This window comes from Pseudomonas sp. CGJS7, from assembly GCF_036961695.1.
Genome location: NZ_JBAMDI010000051.1, coordinates 1 through 16,708, shown reverse-complemented (window position 1 = coordinate 16,708; position 16,708 = coordinate 1). Strand labels below are relative to the sequence as shown.

At 63.5% G+C, this 16,708-nt stretch carries 19 protein-coding genes; 9 read left to right on the top strand and 10 right to left on the bottom strand.

The window, feature by feature from the left end; translation table 11 throughout:
* Positions 1-70: 70 nt before the first annotated feature.
* Positions 71-1,261, bottom strand: a complete 1,191-nt coding sequence (locus V7787_RS26870) for a benzoate/H(+) symporter BenE family transporter (RefSeq protein ID WP_104887196.1) — start codon at positions 1,259-1,261, stop codon at positions 71-73.
* Between the two features lie 144 nt (positions 1,262-1,405).
* On the opposite strand from V7787_RS26870, the gene V7787_RS26865 reads away from it, so the two are divergent.
* A complete protein-coding gene (locus V7787_RS26865; protein WP_104887197.1) occupies positions 1,406-2,008 on the top strand; it encodes a glutathione S-transferase family protein in 603 nt (200 codons plus the stop codon).
* 125 nt (positions 2,009-2,133) lie between these two features.
* Here the strand turns inward: V7787_RS26865 and V7787_RS26860 are convergent, their stop codons facing one another.
* The 5 genes from V7787_RS26860 to V7787_RS26840 form a co-directional block, all read right to left on the bottom strand.
* A complete protein-coding gene (locus V7787_RS26860; RefSeq protein WP_010952857.1) occupies positions 2,134-2,505 on the bottom strand; it encodes a glutaredoxin family protein in 372 nt (123 codons plus the stop codon).
* 59 nt (positions 2,506-2,564) lie between these two features.
* Complete coding sequence (gene folE, locus V7787_RS26855; protein WP_003252789.1) at positions 2,565-3,110, bottom strand: GTP cyclohydrolase I FolE; 546 nt, start codon at positions 3,108-3,110, stop codon at positions 2,565-2,567.
* 70 nt (positions 3,111-3,180) lie between these two features.
* Positions 3,181-3,741, bottom strand: coding sequence for a Smr/MutS family protein (locus V7787_RS26850; RefSeq protein ID WP_019437969.1), 561 nt, complete (start codon positions 3,739-3,741; stop codon positions 3,181-3,183).
* Between the two features lie 322 nt (positions 3,742-4,063).
* Positions 4,064-4,384 carry a hypothetical protein gene (locus V7787_RS26845; protein ID WP_020190529.1) on the bottom strand — a complete coding sequence of 107 codons (321 nt, stop codon included), beginning with the start codon at positions 4,382-4,384 and terminating at the stop codon, positions 4,064-4,066.
* A gap of 85 nt (positions 4,385-4,469) precedes the next feature.
* A complete protein-coding gene (locus V7787_RS26840; protein ID WP_003252796.1) occupies positions 4,470-5,060 on the bottom strand; it encodes a cysteine hydrolase family protein in 591 nt (196 codons plus the stop codon).
* Between the two features lie 181 nt (positions 5,061-5,241).
* Between V7787_RS26840 and prmB the strand changes: the two genes are divergently transcribed.
* On the top strand, positions 5,242-6,150 hold the full coding sequence (gene prmB / locus V7787_RS26835) for a 50S ribosomal protein L3 N(5)-glutamine methyltransferase (protein ID WP_020190530.1): 909 nt from the start codon (positions 5,242-5,244) through the stop codon (positions 6,148-6,150).
* A 213-nt stretch (positions 6,151-6,363) separates the two neighbouring features.
* On the opposite strand, the gene V7787_RS26830 is transcribed toward prmB, so the two are convergent.
* Together V7787_RS26830 and V7787_RS26825 are read right to left on the bottom strand one after the other, a co-directional pair.
* Entirely contained in the window at positions 6,364-7,146 is a 783-nt protein-coding gene (locus tag V7787_RS26830) for a hypothetical protein (protein ID WP_020193726.1), read from the bottom strand.
* 65 nt (positions 7,147-7,211) lie between these two features.
* Positions 7,212-8,174, bottom strand: a complete 963-nt coding sequence (locus V7787_RS26825; RefSeq protein ID WP_064492980.1) for an alpha/beta hydrolase — start codon at positions 8,172-8,174, stop codon at positions 7,212-7,214.
* Between the two features lie 235 nt (positions 8,175-8,409).
* On the opposite strand from V7787_RS26825, the gene aroC reads away from it, so the two are divergent.
* The 3 genes from aroC (at position 8,410) to V7787_RS26810 (ending at position 11,334) form a co-directional block, all read left to right on the top strand.
* Positions 8,410-9,501: a chorismate synthase gene (gene aroC / locus V7787_RS26820; protein WP_336090286.1), complete on the top strand. Its 1,092-nt coding sequence runs from the start codon at positions 8,410-8,412 to the stop codon at positions 9,499-9,501.
* 142 nt (positions 9,502-9,643) lie between these two features.
* Complete coding sequence (locus tag V7787_RS26815) at positions 9,644-10,798, top strand: MFS transporter (protein ID WP_020192206.1); 1,155 nt, start codon at positions 9,644-9,646, stop codon at positions 10,796-10,798.
* Positions 10,798-11,334, top strand: a complete 537-nt coding sequence (locus V7787_RS26810; RefSeq protein WP_064492978.1) for an oxidase — start codon at positions 10,798-10,800, stop codon at positions 11,332-11,334. The genes V7787_RS26815 and V7787_RS26810 overlap by 1 nt, the downstream gene beginning before the upstream one ends.
* A gap of 126 nt (positions 11,335-11,460) precedes the next feature.
* On the opposite strand, the gene V7787_RS26805 is transcribed toward V7787_RS26810, so the two are convergent.
* Positions 11,461-11,733, bottom strand: coding sequence for a DUF3509 domain-containing protein (locus V7787_RS26805; RefSeq protein WP_003252809.1), 273 nt, complete (start codon positions 11,731-11,733; stop codon positions 11,461-11,463).
* A gap of 266 nt (positions 11,734-11,999) precedes the next feature.
* Here V7787_RS26805 and V7787_RS26800 point away from each other — a divergent pair, with 266 nt between their 5' ends.
* The gene (locus V7787_RS26800) at positions 12,000-12,524 is read left to right on the top strand and encodes an ankyrin repeat domain-containing protein (protein WP_336090284.1); all 525 of its coding nucleotides are present in this window, start codon (positions 12,000-12,002) and stop codon (positions 12,522-12,524) included.
* Positions 12,525-12,584: 60 nt separating this feature from the next.
* On the top strand, positions 12,585-13,115 hold the full coding sequence (locus tag V7787_RS26795; protein WP_336090282.1) for a hypothetical protein: 531 nt from the start codon (positions 12,585-12,587) through the stop codon (positions 13,113-13,115).
* 123 nt (positions 13,116-13,238) lie between these two features.
* Here V7787_RS26795 and V7787_RS26790 read toward each other — a convergent pair whose 3' ends face one another.
* Positions 13,239-14,177 carry a ZIP family metal transporter gene (locus V7787_RS26790; protein ID WP_064492977.1) on the bottom strand — a complete coding sequence of 313 codons (939 nt, stop codon included), beginning with the start codon at positions 14,175-14,177 and terminating at the stop codon, positions 13,239-13,241.
* 126 nt (positions 14,178-14,303) lie between these two features.
* Between V7787_RS26790 and V7787_RS26785 the strand changes: the two genes are divergently transcribed.
* The gene (locus V7787_RS26785; RefSeq protein WP_003252818.1) at positions 14,304-14,495 is read left to right on the top strand and encodes a PLDc N-terminal domain-containing protein; all 192 of its coding nucleotides are present in this window, start codon (positions 14,304-14,306) and stop codon (positions 14,493-14,495) included.
* 139 nt (positions 14,496-14,634) lie between these two features.
* Entirely contained in the window at positions 14,635-16,692 is a 2,058-nt protein-coding gene (locus V7787_RS26780) for an LTA synthase family protein (RefSeq protein ID WP_336090277.1), read from the top strand.
* Positions 16,693-16,708 lie beyond the last annotated feature (16 nt).

Here is a 16,708-nt window from a genome sequence, read left to right as displayed (position 1 = left end):
CGGGTTTTGTGATTTCCCGTCGTAGGAGCGGGTTTACCCGCGAATAGGCCACCCCAGGCAACAACAACCCTCACCCCCTACGCGGGTTAAGAATCACCAAAGCCAACACCCCCGCCACAATCCCCCAGAACGCTGAGCCAATCGAGAACAAGGTCAGCCCCGAAGCGGTCACCATAAAGGTGATCACTGCTGCCTCCCGCTCGCGCGCCTCGTTCATGGCCACGGTCAAACCGTTCATGATCGAACCAAACAGCGCCAGTGCCGCAATCGACAGCACCAGTTCTTTCGGCAATGCCGCGAACAGTGCCGCCAAGGTGGCCCCGAATACCCCGGCAATGCCGTAGAAAATCCCGCACCACACCGCCGCGGTGTAGCGTTTGCCCGGGTCTTCATGGGCATGCGGCCCGGTGCAGATCGCCGCGCTGATCGCCGCCAGGTTGACCCCGTGCGAGCCGAACGGCGCCAGCAGCAGCGAGGCAAAGCCAGTGGCCGAAATCAGCGGCGAGGCCGGTACCTGGTAGCCGTCGGCACGCAGGACGGCCACGCCGGGCATGTTCTGTGAGGTCATGGCCACCACGAACAGCGGAATGCCGATGCTGATGGTTGCCGCCAGCGAGAAGCTTGGGGTGGTCCACACCGGCTTGGCCACTTCCAGGTGGAAGCCGCTGAAGTCCAGCAGGCCCAACGCGCCGGACAATGCCGTGCCCACCAGCAGCGCGGCCAGCACGCAATAACGCGGCGACAGGCGCTTGACCAGCAGATAGCTGAAGAACATGCCCAGCACCAGCAGCGTGCGGTGCTGCGCTGCCACGAAGATTTCGCTGCCGATCTTGAACAGGATGCCCGCCAGCAGTGCCGAGGCCAGCGAGGCCGGGATGCGTTTGACCAGGCGCTCGAAGCTGCCGGTCAGGCCGCACACCAGCACTAGCAAGGCGCAGGTGATGTAGGCGCCAATGGCTTCGCCATAGCTGACCCCACCCAGGCTGGTGATCAGCAGCGCCGCGCCGGGGGTGGACCAGGCGACGGTGATCGGTGTGCGGTAGCGTAGCGACAGGCCGATGCTGCATACCGCCATGCCGATCGACAGCGCCCAGATCCAGGACGAGATCTGCGCGGTGGTCAGCCCGGCCGCCTGGCCGGCCTGGAACATCAGCACCAGCGAACTGGTATAGCCGGTGAGCATGGCAATGAAGCCGGCGACCACCGCCGAGGGGGAGGTGTCTGCCAGGGGCCGCAGGCGTGCGGAAGTGGCATCGGTCATGAACAAAATCCTTGTAAAGGTGTAAGCAGTTTTTTCAGACTACAGCGAGCAAGGTTGATCCTTGCCATACAGCGGCCATTGCTTTTAGCCGTACAGTCGCCAAATATTGGGCGCAATTGCGAAACTGCTTTGCAGGGAGGGTCGATGTACAAGGTTTATGGCGACTACCAGTCGGGTAACTGTTACAAGGTCAAGCTCATGTTGAGCCTGCTGGGCCGGCCGTATGAATGGCACCCGGTGGACATTCTCAAGGGTGAGACCGAAACGCCCGAGTTTCTGGCGATGAACCCTAACGGCAAGGTACCGGTGCTGGAACTGGAAGACGGTAGCTACCTGTGGGAGTCCAACGCCATTCTCAACTACCTGGCCGATGGCAGCGAGTTCCTGCCCAGCGAACCGCGCCTGCGTACCCAGGTGCTGCAGTGGCAGTTTTTCGAGCAGTACAGCCATGAGCCGTACATTGCCGTGGCGCGGTTCATCCAGTTCTACCTGGGGCTGCCGGACGAGCGCCTGGACGAGTACCGCAAGTTGCACAAGGGCGGCTACAAGGCGCTGAAGGTGATGGAGCGACAGTTGCAGATGACGCCTTACCTGGTGGGTGAGCAGTACTCGATTGCCGATGTGGCGCTGTATGCCTACACCCATGTGGCGCAGCAGGGCGGGTTCGACCTGGCAGAGTATCCGGCGGTAAGGGCCTGGCTTGAGCGGGTCAGCAGCCACCCGCGGCATGTGCCGATGGTGGGCTGAAAACCGACCTGTTTTCCAGGCTTGTGGGAGCGGGCGTGCCCGCGAACACGGGCGCAGCCCGTGCCAACCACCGCGGTGCCTGCTTCGCGGGCTCGCCCGCTCCCGCAAGGGATCTGCAGCGTCAGTCAGATGGCGGCAAACCGCTCATCCAGGTAAGCGATGATTGCCTTGGACTCATACATCCAGGTCACCTTGCCGGCTTCTTCAATGCGCAGGCATGGCACTTTCACCCGGCCGCCACCTTCTTGCAGGGCCTGGCGGTGCACCGGGTCGTTCTTGGCGTCGCGCAGCGCCACCGGCACGTTCAACCGGTGCAGGGTGCGGCGGGTTTTGACGCAGAACGGGCAGGCGTGGAACTGGTACAGCGCCAGCCCCTTGGCCGCTTGCTCGATGCGGGCCTGGGCGGCGGCGTCGCGTTTGCGCTTGGCCGGGCGGCTGATCCAGTCACCGAAGACGATGAGCTGGCCGAGGCCAACCCGCAGGGCTTTGACGATCATGGGCAACTCCTGAAATGCAAAAGCCGACCTTGAAGGGTCGGCTCGGGGTCAGCAACCAATCACTTGATCAGGCTGAGGAACTCGCTACGGGTGGCGGCGTTGTCGCGGAACTCACCCAGCATCACCGAGGTGATCATGGTCGAATTCTGCTTCTCGACACCGCGCATCATCATGCACATGTGCTTGGCTTCGACCACCACGGCTACACCCGCGGCACCGGTTACCTGCTGCACGGCTTCGGCGATCTGGCGGCTGAGGTTTTCCTGGATCTGCAGGCGGCGGGCGTACATGTCGACGATACGTGCCACCTTGGACAGGCCCAGTACCTTGCCCTTCGGCAGGTAGGCAACGTGTGCCTTGCCAATGAACGGCAGCATGTGGTGTTCGCACATCGAATACAGCTCGATGTCCCGGACCAGCACCATTTCGCTGTTGTCAGAGCTGAACAAAGCGTTGTTGGTGACTTCTTCCAGTGTTTGCTCATAACCGCGGCAAAGGTACTTCATCGCCTTTGCAGCCCGCTTGGGCGTGTCGAGCAGGCCCTCACGGGAGACGTCCTCGCCAATCTGGCTGAGGATCTCGGTGTAGTTCTGTTCCAGGGACATGGATCTACCTGTGGGAAAAAATCGCAAAAACGAAGGGTACGGCGGTGAGGGCGGCGCTGCAAGCGCGGCGTTACTCGTCGCGGCCTTCGAGCATGGTTCGCTTCAGCATCACATACACCGCGCCGGTGCCGCCGTGGCGGGCACTGCACGAGGCAAAACCGAGCACTTGCGGGTGCTGGCGTAGCCAGGTGTTGACGTGGCTTTTGATCATCGGGCGCTTGCCGTCCAGGCGCGCGGCCTTGCCGTGGGTCACCCGCACGCAGCGCACCTCCAGTTTGGTGGCTTCGGCGATGAAGTCCCACAAGGTTTCGCGGGCCTTTTCCACCGTCATGCCGTGCAGGTCGAGGCTGCCCTCGAACGGAATCTGCCCCAGCTTCAGCTTGCGCAGCTGGCCTTCCTGCACGCCATCGCGGCGCCACATCAGCTCGTCTTCGGCGCCTACGTCGATGACGAACTGGTCGGACATGCCATCGATGACCAAAGCCTTGTCACTGCGCACGGTCGCCGCCTGGCGCAGGCCGGCCAGCTTCTGGCGGTCGGCCTTGGGCTTGCCGACGTCGGCACGGTCGTGGCGGATCGGCTTTACGCCGCGCACTTCGGCCTTGAACAGGGAAAAATCGTCGTCTTGCATGATGCCTCCACGTAGGCGGCGTAGTTTACGCGACTGTGGGGCCGTGTGCAGCCTGTGCGGGCCTCTTCGCGGGTGAACCCGCTCCTACGGGGATTGCACATGGCTTCAGGCCGATGCGATCGGGGTGGGCCTTGTGTCGCGAAAGGGGTGCGCAGCGCCCCCGAGGATTTCAGCTTCACTGCATGAGTTGCCGGGGCAGCCTGTGCGGGCCTCTTCGCGGGTGAACCCGCTCCTACCGGGATGTCACAGAGCCTGAAGGCGGCGGGGTACCTGTAGGAGCGGGTTTACCCGCGAAGAGGCCCGCACAGGTTACGCAAAACCATCAATCGTGCTTCTTCATCAGGTGCGGCGACAGGTTAAGCTCCCGCCCGCGGCGCAAGCGGATACGGCTGCGCCGCCAGAAGCGCACACCCAGCCATAGCAATACCAGGCCCGCCACGGTCAGGGTGCCGGACAACGGTTTGTTGGCATTCAGTTCCTGCAGGGCAGGGTAGTTGCCCAGCAGCCCGGCGACGCCGGCCATGGCCAGCAATACGCCCAGCGTCGCCAGCAGGGCCGACAGGCCGGCCGCCAGGCGGGCGCCCCAGTTACGCGGTTCGCGCGGGCGCAGGCGCTTGGCGTCGAAACTGCCTTTAAGCTTCATTCCGCTCTCCTCGGTGGATATCCGGAATTCGACCTGCTGCTGCCCATCGGGTTCCGCCCGGCTGCCGGGCGGTCCTGCAAGCCGCTCAGATCAGGCTGGCGGTGGGGGCCACGCAAGCGAAGTTGTCAGCCATCACGGCCATTTCGCACTGGTGAATCTGCGCGGCCGGAATGACGCCGTCCTTGAATGCCAGGTCGCGGGTGGCCGACGCGTCTTCTACCAGGGTGCACCGATAACCATAGTCCTTGGCGCGGCGAACGGTGGTGCTGACGCTGGAATGGCTCATGAAACCACAGACGATCAGGTCCAGGTGGCCCAGCTCCTGCAATGTTTCGTGCAGCTTGGTGTTCTTGAACGCATTGGGCATGCGCTTTTCGATGACGATTTCACCTTCCAGCGGCTCCAGCCCCGGAATGAACTGGCCAGCCGGCCCTTGGGGGTCGAAACGGCCACCAACAGTGCCCAGGTGGCGAACATGGATGATCGGACGGCCGCTTTTACGGGCGGCGTCGAGCAACCTGGCGATGTTGGCCACGGCCTCGTCCATGCCCGACAGCTTCAGGGGACCACTGAGGTACTCCTTTTGTGCATCGATGATGATCAGGCTGGCGTGGCTCAGCTTGGCCGGCGGATAGTCGCGGCCAGTGAGGCGAAACATCGTGGTTGGAACGGACATCAAGGGCTCCTTGGATAGGGCTTTTGTATACCTATTCTCCCCTGCCTTGGCGCCAATGGGAATGGTTGACAACGCAAGCGGCGTGGTTACTGGCCTGTGGCTAGCCTTTGGGCAACGCAAAGGAACAAATGTGCGGGTGGGGCTGTTAGACTTTTGTCCGGTCTGAAAATAGGAGTACCCCGTGATCACATCCCGTCTGCGCACGCTGCGCGACTACATCCGCTGGGCGGTCAGCCGCTTCCACGAGCATGATCTGTTCTTCGGTCACGGTGCCGACAACGCCTGGGACGAAGCCCGCCTGCTGGTGCTGGGTGCGGTGCACCTGCCATGGGAGGTGGCCGACAGCTACCTGGACTGCATGCTCGAGGACGATGAGCGGGTACGCCTTCAGCACCTGCTCAAACGCCGTATCGAAGAACGTGTACCGGCCGCCTACCTGCTGGGCGAGGCCTGGTTCTGCGGCATGTCGTTCATCGTCGACGAGCGGGTGCTGGTACCGCGTTCGCCCATTGGTGAGCTGATCGAAAAACGTTTCGAGCCGTGGCTGGCCAGCGAGCCGGCGCGCATTCTGGACCTGTGCACGGGGTCGGGTTGCATCGGCATCGTCGCCGCCGACGTGTTCCCCGAGGCCGAGGTGGTGTTGGCCGACCTGTCGTTCCAGGCCCTTGAAGTGGCCAACCAGAACATCGAGCGCCATGGCCTGGACGGGCGCGTGTACACTGTGCAGGGCGATGGCTTTGGCGGTTTGCCGGGGCAGCGTTTCGACCTGATCCTGTCCAACCCGCCGTATGTCGATGCCGAAGACTTCGACGACATGCCGGCCGAGTACCACCATGAGCCCGAGCTGGGCCTGGCCTGCGGCAGCGACGGCCTGGACCTGGTACGGCGGATGCTGGCCGAAGCGGCTGACCACCTGACCGAGAAGGGATTGCTGATTGTCGAAGTGGGCAACAGCCAGGTGCATGTCGAGGCGTTGTACCCCGAGGTGGACTTTGCCTGGCTGGAATTCGAGCGTGGCGGGCATGGGGTGTTCATGCTCACCGCTGAGCAGTGCCGCCAGCATCAGGAATTGTTCAAGGCCCGCGTTTAGGCTGTTTGGGGCTGCTATGCAGCCCATCGCGACACAAGCGTTATCCGTGTGGGTTTACCCGCGAAGAATACACCGCGGTGGATGGCACGGGCTTCGCCCGTGTTCGCGGGCAAGCCCGCTCCCACACGAATCGTGCCAACTTTTAGAAATTGAGCAAGACACAAGCGGCCTTGTGTCGCGAAGCGGCCCCAGTCTCCACCAACTGATGCGGTCTTAGCGGGTAGCAATCCAGATCAACAGCCCTGCCTGGAACACGGCAAACGCCACCAGGCAGGTAATGGTGAAACGCAATCCGCCGTCTTCGCGCTGGTATTTGGCCACGCGCTCATCCCGCTCGCGCAGTTGCCCTTCCTTTTCCTGCAGTTGCTGGTCAGCCTGCTGCAGCAGGTTGGCGGCATCCAGAATCTCCACCCGCTGCAGGCGCTCGCTGCTCCAGGCGGCCTTCAGCTGGCCCACTGTCATATCCGCGATACGGCCCTTCAGGTGCTGGCTGTCCTCGTACTGCACCTCGATACCCACCCCGCGCAAGCACTGGTCTCGGCGCAGGCGTGAGTCCTCGTTCAGGGCGTCCTTGCTCGGCAGCGCCATGCCTTCCACCCGGTAGTGCGACCACTTGCGCTGCAACCACTGAGCGGCCTGGGCCAGCATGAAACGGCCGATGCCACGGTTCACCGGTTCCAGTTGCAGGCCATGTTCATTGCCAATGCGCACCAGGCGCTCGGCATGGTCGACGCGGATGTCCAGGCGGTTCTGCTCTTTGTGCACTTTCTGCCCAGGCAACTGGATTTCCATGCGCAGCAGGCTGTGTGCCTTGTCATGGCGCTCGGCATAGCCGAACTGCACAAAACGCAGCGGCCGCGCGCCGGTGCTGCGGTCGGTCGGCAGTGCTGCCAGGCGTAGCAGCTGGAAATGTTCGGCGGTCAGCTCGGCCCAGGGCAGGGCGGGGATTTCCTGGGGTTCTTCGGCCGGCTCGACGGCGGTGGGGGAGGTGGTCATCAGGGCTTGTCCTCAGCTATGCCTGCTGTATCGGCAGGCATGGCTGAGACCTGAGCCTGTTTGACCTACGCCGAAGGCAAATGCTGGATGAACGTCACAATTCGCTCGCCCAGCTCCCGCGCCAGCGGCAGCTCGGGGTTGAGGTAGCTGTCGCGCTGCTGGCTCATGCCCTTGGGGCTGATGCGCAGCATGTGGTTCATGCCATCGATCAGGACCAGTTGTGCATCTGGCTTGGCCGCTTTCAGCCGTTGGGCGTCGGCCACGTCCACCTGCACGTCGTTGCGCCCCTGCACGATCAGCGCGGGCATGGGCAGGCGGGCAAAGGCGGCTGCCGGGTTTTGCTGGAACAGCGAAATCAGGTACGGCTGCACGCTGGGGCGAAACACCTGGCGCAACGGCGCAGGTACATCCAGGCTGGTCTGCCCGGCCTGCAGGCGGTCGAGCAGGGCGCTGCCACCGGCCAGTTGCGCGGGCGGCAGGCGCTGGGCCAGTTGTTCGTGCAGCACCTCGGCCAGCGGCCGGCCGCTGCCGGCCAGGGTGATGACTGCGCTGGCGCCCGCCTGCTCGGCGGCCAGGCTGGCAATCAGTGCGCCTTCGCTGTGGCCAATCAGGATCAGCGGGCCGAAGCGCGGGTCGGCTTTGAGCTTGTGGCTCCAGGCGACCACATCGGCCACATAGCGCTCCACGCTGAGGTCACGCTCGTCAGGCGTGGCCGGCTGGCTGGCGGCCACCCCGCGTTTGTCGTAACGCACGCTGGCAATGTGTTCGTTGGCCAGCAGCAGGGCCAGGCGCTTCAGGTTGTCGACCCGGCCCGAAGCCGGGTTGTTGCCGTCGCGGTCGGTGGGGCCGGAGCCGGCGATGATCAGCACCACTGGCGGCGGGGTGGCCTGTTGCGGCAGCAGCAGGCTGCCGTGCAGCACGCCCTGGCCGGTGTCCAGGTCGATCGGGCGTTGCAGTACAGTGGGGGCGGCGGCCTGGGCCAGGCCGGTGCACAGCAGGAAGAGCAAGGCGACGAGGCGCGACATCATGCGGTACTACATGGGGAGATGTGGGTTTGACCCAATGTTCGCAGGAAGGTTCTGGGGGGCGAATTGCAGGTTCGGCCCTTTCGCGGGCACGCCCGCTCCCACAGGTATTTCACAGCATTTGGATCTGTGGTGATCCTGTGGGAGCGGGCATGCCCGCGAAGAGGCCCGCACAGGCGATCAAACCATCTGTATACTGCTGCTTTCGTCCATTTCAGGCAGAACTCGCGGAGCGTCCATGTCCGGCAATACCTACGGCAAGCTGTTCACTGTCACCACCGCTGGCGAGAGCCATGGCCCGGCGTTGGTCGCCATTGTCGATGGATGCCCTCCGGGCCTGGAAATTTCCCTCGCCGACCTGCAGCACGACCTTGACCGGCGCAAGCCCGGCACCAGCCGGCACACCACCCAGCGCCAGGAAGCCGACGAGGTGGAAATCCTTTCCGGCGTGTTCGAAGGCCGCACCACCGGCTGCTCGATCGGCCTGCTGATCCGCAACACCGATCAGAAGTCCAAGGACTACTCGGCCATCAAGGACCTGTTCCGCCCGGCCCACGCCGACTACACCTACCACCACAAGTACGGTATCCGCGACTACCGCGGCGGCGGCCGCAGCTCCGCCCGTGAAACCGCCATGCGCGTGGCCGCCGGTGCTATCGCCAAGAAGTTCCTGGCCACCCAGGGCATCACCGTGCGTGGCTACATGAGCCAGCTGGGCCCGATCGAAATCCCGTTCAAGACCTGGGAGTCGGTGGAGCAGAACGCCTTCTTCAGCCCCGATCCGGACAAAGTACCTGAGCTGGAGGCCTACATGGACCAGCTGCGCCGAGACCAGGATTCGGTGGGCGCCAAGATCACCGTGGTCGCAGAAGGCGTGATGCCCGGGCTGGGCGAGCCGATCTTCGACCGCCTGGATGCAGAGCTGGCCCATGCGCTGATGAGCATCAACGCGGTCAAGGGCGTGGAAATCGGCGCCGGTTTCGCCAGTGTGGCCCAGCGCGGCACCGAGCACCGGGACGAGCTGACCCCGGAAGGCTTCCTCAGCAACAACGCGGGCGGCATTCTGGGCGGTATTTCCTCGGGCCAGCCGATCGTTGCCCACCTGGCACTGAAGCCCACTTCCAGCATCACCACCCCGGGCCGCTCGATCGATGTCGATGGCAACCCGGTGGACGTCATCACCAAGGGCCGCCACGACCCGTGCGTGGGCATCCGTGCCACGCCGATTGCCGAGGCGATGATGGCCATCGCGTTGATGGACCACCTGCTGCGCCACCGTTCGCAGAATGCCGATGTGCAAGTGAATACCCCGGTGCTGGGCCAGCGCTGATCCAACTGCGCCGGCCTCTTCGCGGGTAAACCCGCTCCTACATTGGGATATCACTGCCCTCAGGTGCAGTGACAGGGTGAAATCCGCGTAGGAGCGGGTTCACCCGCGAAGAGGCCGGCCCAGGTCCCCACAAGGCCACCCCATGCAACCCATCCCCTACTGGCGCCTGTCCAGCTTCTACCTGTTCTACTTCGCCCTGCTGGGCTCCACCGCACCGTTCCTGGCGCTGTACTTCGACCACCTGGGCTTTTCCCCGGCGCGCATCGGCGAGCTGGTGGCCATCCCCATGCTGATGCGCTGCGTGGCCCCCAACCTGTGGGGCTGGCTGGGCGATCGCACGGGCCAGCGCCTGTTGATCGTCCGCCTTGGCGCGCTGTGCACCCTGGCCACCTTCGCCCTGATCTTCTTCGGCAAAAGCTACGCCTGGCTGGCGCTGGTGATGGCCCTGCATGCGTTTTTCTGGCATGCGGTGCTGCCGCAGTTCGAGGTCATCACCCTGGCCCACCTGCATGGGCAGACGTCGCGCTACAGCCAGGTACGTCTGTGGGGTTCGATCGGTTTCATCCTCACCGTGGTTGGCCTGGGCCGCTTGTTCGAATGGTTGAGCCTGGACATCTACCCGGTGGCGCTGGTCACGATCATGGCCGGCATCGTCGCCGCCAGCCTGTGGGTGCCCAATGCCCAGCCGGTGGAGCAGGGCGGGCGCAGCGGCACGGGGGGCTTCCTGCAGCAGTTGCGTGCCCCGGGGGTGATCGCGTTCTACGTGTGCGTGGCCCTGATGCAGCTCAGCCACGGGCCGTACTACACCTTCCTTACCCTGCACCTGGAGCACTTGGGCTACACGCGCGGTGCCATCGGCCTTCTATGGGCGCTTGGGGTGGTGGCCGAGGTGCTGATGTTCATGGTCATGAGCCGCCTGTTCGCTCGTTTCAGCGTGCAGCGCGTGTTGTTGGTCAGCTTCCTGCTGGCGGCATTGCGCTGGCTGCTGCTGGGTAACCTGGCGCAGGAGCCGGCAGTACTGATCTTCGCCCAGCTGCTGCACGCGGCCACCTTCGGCTGCTTCCATGCCGCCAGCATCGCTTTCGTCCAGGCCAGCTTCGGCGCCCGCCAGCAGGGCCAGGGCCAGGCGCTTTACGCAGCGCTGTCGGGGACCGGCGGTGCGCTGGGGGCGCTGTACTCAGGCTACAGCTGGAAGCTGCTGGGCCCCACCTTCACCTTTGGTATGGCCAGTGCCGCAGCCTTGGCCGCAGCCGTTATCATTGCCCTTTGTTCGCAACCGACCAGGACCCGCCCCTGATGAGCATTCTCAGCGTTTTCCACCCCGCCAGCCCGGCACTGCCGAACAAGGTGCTGACTCACCACGACGACATCGCCGCTACGTTGGCCGAGCAGGGCGTGCGCTTTGTGCATGCCGAACCTGGCCTGCGGGTGCGCCCGGGCACGGCCCAGGACGAGGTGCTGGAGGTTTGCCGCGCGTATCTGGATGAGTTGATGACGGCGCATGGCAGCAAGGCCTTCGCGCTGCTCAACCGCGACGGTGAAGACCCGGCACAGGTCGATGTGCGTGATGAACATGTGCATGATGCCGACGAGCTGTTTGCCGTGGTCAGCGGGCGGGCGCAGGTTGGCCTGCGGCTGGGGGACTGGGTGTATTCAGTGCTGTGCGAGAAGGGTGACCAGCTGCTGGTGCCGGCCGGGACGCGGCGTTGGGTTGAGTTGGGTGATACACCGTTTTGCCTGGCGTTGCGCTTGTATGGCAGCGAGCAGGGCATGCAGGCGCGGTTTACCGGGGATGTAACGGCACGGGCGTTTCTGGGGATCGACGAGTTGTAATGGCATTGCCGGCCTCTTCGCGGGTGAACCCGCTCCTACATTGACTGCGCGATGCCAAGGGCGGCGCAACCGTCGGTCGTAGGAGCGGGTTTACCCGCGAAGAAGCCAGGTCAGGCGACACAAATCTCAACGATAGGTCGGCAGTGCAAACCGCTGCTGGCTTTGCAGCATCGAGATCACCGGCAATTCACTGGCCTCTTCAGCCAGGTCACGACGGATGGCACTGATCGCCCAGGACAACTGTTCGGCACTGTGCAGTTGCCCATAGGTCAGCACCCGGCGGGTAACCTTGCCATCCGCTGCGCGCAGGGTAAGCAGTACACCGCCATCGGGCCGGGCTTTGGTATTCACCTGATAGGCCGAAAATACCGATGCGAACTTTTGCTGGATGAGGTCCATATCAACTCCTGGCTGTTGTGTGGCAGACATGAGTTGATGGTTGCAGTGACCGTGCCAGAATCCTGTTTAGCGAAAAACCTAGTAAATACAGGCGGTTACGGGGGATTTGCAGAAGCGGCATCGTGCAGGCTGCACGGTCGTGCATTTTGCACAGTGCATTTTGCACGGGTCAGGGTTTGCCTATCGGCCTTATAGAATCTGAACCTTTGACCGCAATGGCATGCCTGACGAACACTTGGGCCATTAATTATGCCAGGAGGTTCCCTATGTCCAGCCAAGCCGCACCCGCCACCATGACCGATGACGAAACCGCTGTGTTCGCCGAGCAGGTGTTCGAACGTGCCCGCCAGGGCGACGCCGACATGCTCGGGCGCCTGCTTGCCAGCGGCCTGCCGGCCAACCTGCGTAACCACAAGGGCGATACCCTGCTGATGCTGGCCAGCTACCACGGCCACCACGAGGCGGTGCGCGTGCTGCTGGCGCAAGGTGCCGATCCGCTGATTGCCAACGACAATGGCCAGCTGCCGATTGCCGGTGCCGCATTCAAAGGGGACCTGGCGATGATTCGCCTGCTGGTGGAGCATGGCGTGCCGGTGGATGCCGCCGCGCAGGACGGTCGCACCGCGCTGATGTTGGCGGCCATGTTCAACCGCAGCGAAATCCTCGACTACCTGCTGGCACAAGGGGCCGATCCGGCGCACCAGGATGCCCGTGGCATCACCGCCCTGATGGCGGCGCAAACCATGGGCGCAGCAGACACCGCCGCGCGCCTGCAAGTGCTGGCCGGCTAACCGCCTGGGGGCATTTGCGGCTATCCTTGGCGACTTTTCACCCGTCGCAGGCCCCCTTTCATGAAAACTCAGTTGCTCGAATTCATCAGCCTCATTGGCGCCGGCTGCATGCGTGAGGCAGATATCGAGCGTATCGCCGACGAGGCCGCCCAGGCCTACGCCGACCCTGTCGCCTTCCTGGTCGCCAACCCCGACATCAACTACGACGACACTTTCCCGATTCCCCTGGGCGAATGGGTGGTGCTGGGCAGCCTGCCGGATACCGTGGTGTTCCAGGCCGACAGCTATCAGGCGCTGTTCCAGCAGATCAGTGATTCGTTCGACAACAGCGTGCCGTTTACCCTCAAGCCCAAGCAACTGGCCCGTACCGAGCCACTGACCGCGCTCAACCGTATCCAGGTGCAGATGGGCGCGCTGAACAAGGAGGCGGGTGGTTATGTGCTGCTCAACTTCAGCCAGTTGCTGGATGACGAGCTGCAGATGGTCATGGTGGGGCAGCAGGACCTGGCACGGGTAATGGAGCTGGGTGCAGCGCTGGGCATCAAGGTCGAGCCGGCGCTGGAGGCTTTGAAAGTCGCCGTCCACATCTGATACCAGTGATTGCTTGTTCGCGGGCATGCCCGCTCCCTCAGGTACTCCAGCGCATCAGGCCCTGTGATAACCCTGTGGGAGCGGGCGAGCCCGCGAAGAGGCCGGCTCACGAAACATCAATCTTCAGCCCAGCGCAGTGTCGAGAAACATCATCACCGCAAACCCGCCCATCAACCCCAGGGTCGCCGCTGTCTGGTGCCCGTTGCGGTGGGTTTCGGGGATCACCTCGTGGCTGACCACAAAGATCATCGCCCCTGCCGCCAGCCCCATGCTGATCGGGTAGGCGAGGGCAAAGCCGGTAGAAATCCCCAGCCCGATCACCGCCCCTAGCGGCTCCATCAGGCCCGACCCTATCGCCACCAACGCGGCCTTCAGGTTGGAAAGCCCTGTGGCGCGCAAGGCCAGTGCCACGGCCAGCCCCTCGGGGATGTCCTGGATGGCGATGGCACTGGTCAGCGGCAGGCCGATGTTCATGTCGCCATTGGCAAAGCTCACGCCAATCGCCATGCCTTCAGGCAGGTTGTGCAGGGTAATCGCCAGCACAAACAGCCACACCCGGCTGATGCGCTCGGCTTCGGGCCCGCACGGGCCGGTGCTTTCGTGTTCATGCGGGGTGAAGCGGTCCAGGCCCAGCATCAGCAGCACACCCAGGCCCATGCCCAGCACCACGGTAAACGCGGCGGCCGGGCCGTTGCCCGTGATCTCGCGGGCAGCCTCCAGGCCCGGCAGAATCAGCGAAAACGAACTGGCTGCCAGCATCATGCCGGCAGCAAAGCCCAGCATCACATCCTGGGTGCGCGCGTTGACATCGCGCAGCACCACCGCCAGCACGGCGCCCAGTGCGGTGGCGCCAAAGCCCGACAACCCGCCCAGCATGGCCAGGTGCAGGTTTTCGGCATGGTCGCCGTTCACCGCGTTCCAGAGGCTGGCGGCCAGCAGCACGCACACCGCCAGCAGGCTCAGCCCCAGGCCGGCACTGAGCCAGGGGGTATCGATGGCCTGTTGGCGCCAGGCCTGCAGCAGTGAAGGTGGGGCGGCGCTTTGGCTATGGGTAGGTGGCATACAAACCTCGAATCAGTGAATGCAGTCAGTCTACCGAGGGACCTGCGACATCCGCCAAGGATTCCCTTCTATTGGCGCGATAGCTGACTATGCTGTGCAGCAAAGCCTCTGGACAGGAATTCAGACATGGGATCTACCTTCAACAGCCTGGTCGGGCTGATCATTCTGGCGCTGGATATCTGGGCCATTCTCAACGTGATCAAGAGTGGCAGCGAGGTGGGCATCAAGGTGTTGTGGATCTTGTTGATCGCCTTGCTACCGGTGGTGGGGCTGGTGATCTGGGCGATTGCCGGGCCGCGGGGGAATGTGCGGCTCTAAGCGCGGTACTGACATAGCCAGTAATAGGGACGTGACAAAATTTTCACATTGGTTTAAACAGAATCCGCACCCGCATAATGCTGCGTTGGCCTAGCGCCATCGCCTCTTCGCAAACCGCAATCCTAGGACCTTCCCATTCATGGCTACCTCCGACGCCTTGAAGCAACAGGGCGCGCGAACGTCATTTTCGCCGACCCTGAAATCCCACCTGGCCTACACGCTGCTCAGCGGCCTGGTGATCATGCTGATGCTCAGCCTGGTGCGCCTGGCGCTGCTGGCTTACAACAACGACATGGTCGGCGATACCCCTTATTCGACGGTCGCCGAAGGCTTCCTCAACGGCTTGCGCTTCGACCTGCGGGTGGTGGTGTACATCAGCATCCCCCTGCTGCTGGCCATGCTCAGCCCCTGGGCCATGGCCCGGCGTGGCGTGTTCCGTTTCTGGCTGACCCTCGCTTCGAGCGTGGTGATGTTCCTCGGCCTGATGGAAATGGACTTCTACCGCGAGTTCCACCAGCGCCTCAACGGCCTGGTGTTCCAGTACATCAAGGAAGACCCGAAAACCGTCATGAGCATGCTCTGGTACGGTTTCCCGGTGGTTCGCTACCTGCTGGCCTGGGCCTTCGGTACCTGGCTGCTGAGCCTGCTGTTCAAAGGTATCGATCGCGCTACCCGCGCCGAAGGCCTGCACCGCGTTGCCCCGTGGTACAAGCGCCTGGCGGTATTCATGGTGATCCTGCTGGTGGCCGTGGCCGCTGCCCGTGGCACCCTGCGCCAGGGCCCGCCGATGCGCTGGGGTGATGCCTTTACCACTGACTCCAACTTCGTCAACCAGCTGGGCCTGAACGGCACCCTGACCCTGATCGACGCCGCCAAGAGCCGCTTTGGCGAGGACCGTGCCAACATCTGGAAGCCAGTCCTGCAGCAGGACGTGGCCACGCAAAGTGTGCGTGAGCAACTGCTGACCGCCCACGACACACTGGTCGACGCCGACGAAGCCGCCATCCGCCGTGACTTTGTGCCGCCAGCTGACCGTACCCTGCCGATCAAGAACGTGGTGGTGATCCTGATGGAAAGCTTCGCCGGCCACTCGGTAGGTGCGCTTGGCAGCCCCAACAACATCACCCCGTACTTCGACAAGCTGGCCAAAGAAGGCCTGCTGTTCGACCGCTTCTTCTCCAACGGCACCCATACCCACCAGGGCATGTTCGCCACCATGGCCTGCTTCCCCAACCTGCCAGGTTTCGAATACCTGATGCAGACCCCGGAAGGCGGCCATAAGCTGTCGGGCCTGCCGGCCCTGCTCAGCGCCCGTGACTACGACGACGTGTACGTCTACAACGGCGACTTTGCCTGGGACAACCAGTCCGGGTTCTTCGGCAACCAGGGGATGACCACCTTCATCGGCCGTAATGACTTCGTCAACCCGGTGTTCTCCGACCCGACCTGGGGGGTTTCCGACCAGGACATGTTCGACCGGGGCAACGAAGAGCTGGCCAGGCACGATGGCAAGAAGCCGATCTACGCGCTGCTGCAGACGCTGTCCAACCACACGCCGTATGCCCTGCCGAAGGACTTGCCGGTTGAGAAGGTTACCGGCCAGGGCCGTCTGGACGAGCACCTGACCGCCATGCGTTATTCGGACTGGGCGCTGGGCCAGTTCTTCGAGAAGGCGCGTAAGGAGCCTTACTTCAAGGAAACCCTGTTCGTCATCGTCGGTGACCATGGCTTTGGCAACCACCAGCAGGTTACCGAGCTGGACCTGGGCCGCTTCAACGTACCGCTGCTGCTGATTGCCCCGGGCATTCAGGAGAAGTTCGGTGCGGTGAACCACACCGTGGGTACCCAGGTCGACATCGTGCCGACCATCATGGGCCGCCTGGGTGGCAAGGCTCGCCACCAGTGCTGGGGGCGTGACCTGCTCAACCTGCCCGAGGGTGACCAGGGCGTGGGCATGATCAAGCCGTCGGGCAGCGAGCAGATTGTCGGGCTGGTGCAGGGTGACCGTATCCTGATCGAGTCCAAGGACATGAGCCCGCGGATGTACCGCTACCAGTTGGGCAGCGAGTTCAAGGCCGAACTGATCGAAAGCCCGGACCAGCCGGAAATGCTCAAGAAGCTGGAAGCGTATATCCAGACGGCGACCAAGAGCCTGCTGGATAACACCGCTGGCGTGGTGCACGGCACACCGAAGTAAACCGGGGCCGCGTTGC

What these genes read in the sequence shown, in the direction of transcription:
- V7787_RS26850 (WP_019437969.1), bottom strand. Translation starts at nt 3,741, where the DNA reads ATGCAAGACGACGATTTTTCCCTGTTCAAGGCCGAAGTGCGCGGCGTA.
- V7787_RS26860 (WP_010952857.1), bottom strand. Translation starts at nt 2,505, where the DNA reads ATGATCGTCAAAGCCCTGCGGGTTGGCCTCGGCCAGCTCATCGTCTTC.
- V7787_RS26805 (WP_003252809.1), bottom strand. Translation starts at nt 11,733, where the DNA reads ATGGACCTCATCCAGCAAAAGTTCGCATCGGTATTTTCGGCCTATCAG.
- V7787_RS26840 (WP_003252796.1), bottom strand. Translation starts at nt 5,060, where the DNA reads ATGTCCGTTCCAACCACGATGTTTCGCCTCACTGGCCGCGACTATCCG.
- V7787_RS26790 (WP_064492977.1), bottom strand. Translation starts at nt 14,177, where the DNA reads ATGCCACCTACCCATAGCCAAAGCGCCGCCCCACCTTCACTGCTGCAG.
- V7787_RS26800 (WP_336090284.1), top strand. Translation starts at nt 12,000, where the DNA reads ATGTCCAGCCAAGCCGCACCCGCCACCATGACCGATGACGAAACCGCT.
- V7787_RS26780 (WP_336090277.1), top strand. Translation starts at nt 14,635, where the DNA reads ATGGCTACCTCCGACGCCTTGAAGCAACAGGGCGCGCGAACGTCATTT.
- aroC (WP_336090286.1), top strand. Translation starts at nt 8,410, where the DNA reads ATGTCCGGCAATACCTACGGCAAGCTGTTCACTGTCACCACCGCTGGC.
- folE (WP_003252789.1), bottom strand. Translation starts at nt 3,110, where the DNA reads ATGTCCCTGGAACAGAACTACACCGAGATCCTCAGCCAGATTGGCGAG.
- V7787_RS26815 (WP_020192206.1), top strand. Translation starts at nt 9,644, where the DNA reads ATGCAACCCATCCCCTACTGGCGCCTGTCCAGCTTCTACCTGTTCTAC.
- V7787_RS26845 (WP_020190529.1), bottom strand. Translation starts at nt 4,384, where the DNA reads ATGAAGCTTAAAGGCAGTTTCGACGCCAAGCGCCTGCGCCCGCGCGAA.
- V7787_RS26825 (WP_064492980.1), bottom strand. Translation starts at nt 8,174, where the DNA reads ATGATGTCGCGCCTCGTCGCCTTGCTCTTCCTGCTGTGCACCGGCCTG.
- V7787_RS26870 (WP_104887196.1), bottom strand. Translation starts at nt 1,261, where the DNA reads ATGACCGATGCCACTTCCGCACGCCTGCGGCCCCTGGCAGACACCTCC.
- V7787_RS26785 (WP_003252818.1), top strand. Translation starts at nt 14,304, where the DNA reads ATGGGATCTACCTTCAACAGCCTGGTCGGGCTGATCATTCTGGCGCTG.
- V7787_RS26795 (WP_336090282.1), top strand. Translation starts at nt 12,585, where the DNA reads ATGAAAACTCAGTTGCTCGAATTCATCAGCCTCATTGGCGCCGGCTGC.
- V7787_RS26830 (WP_020193726.1), bottom strand. Translation starts at nt 7,146, where the DNA reads ATGACCACCTCCCCCACCGCCGTCGAGCCGGCCGAAGAACCCCAGGAA.
- V7787_RS26810 (WP_064492978.1), top strand. Translation starts at nt 10,798, where the DNA reads ATGAGCATTCTCAGCGTTTTCCACCCCGCCAGCCCGGCACTGCCGAAC.
- V7787_RS26865 (WP_104887197.1), top strand. Translation starts at nt 1,406, where the DNA reads ATGTACAAGGTTTATGGCGACTACCAGTCGGGTAACTGTTACAAGGTC.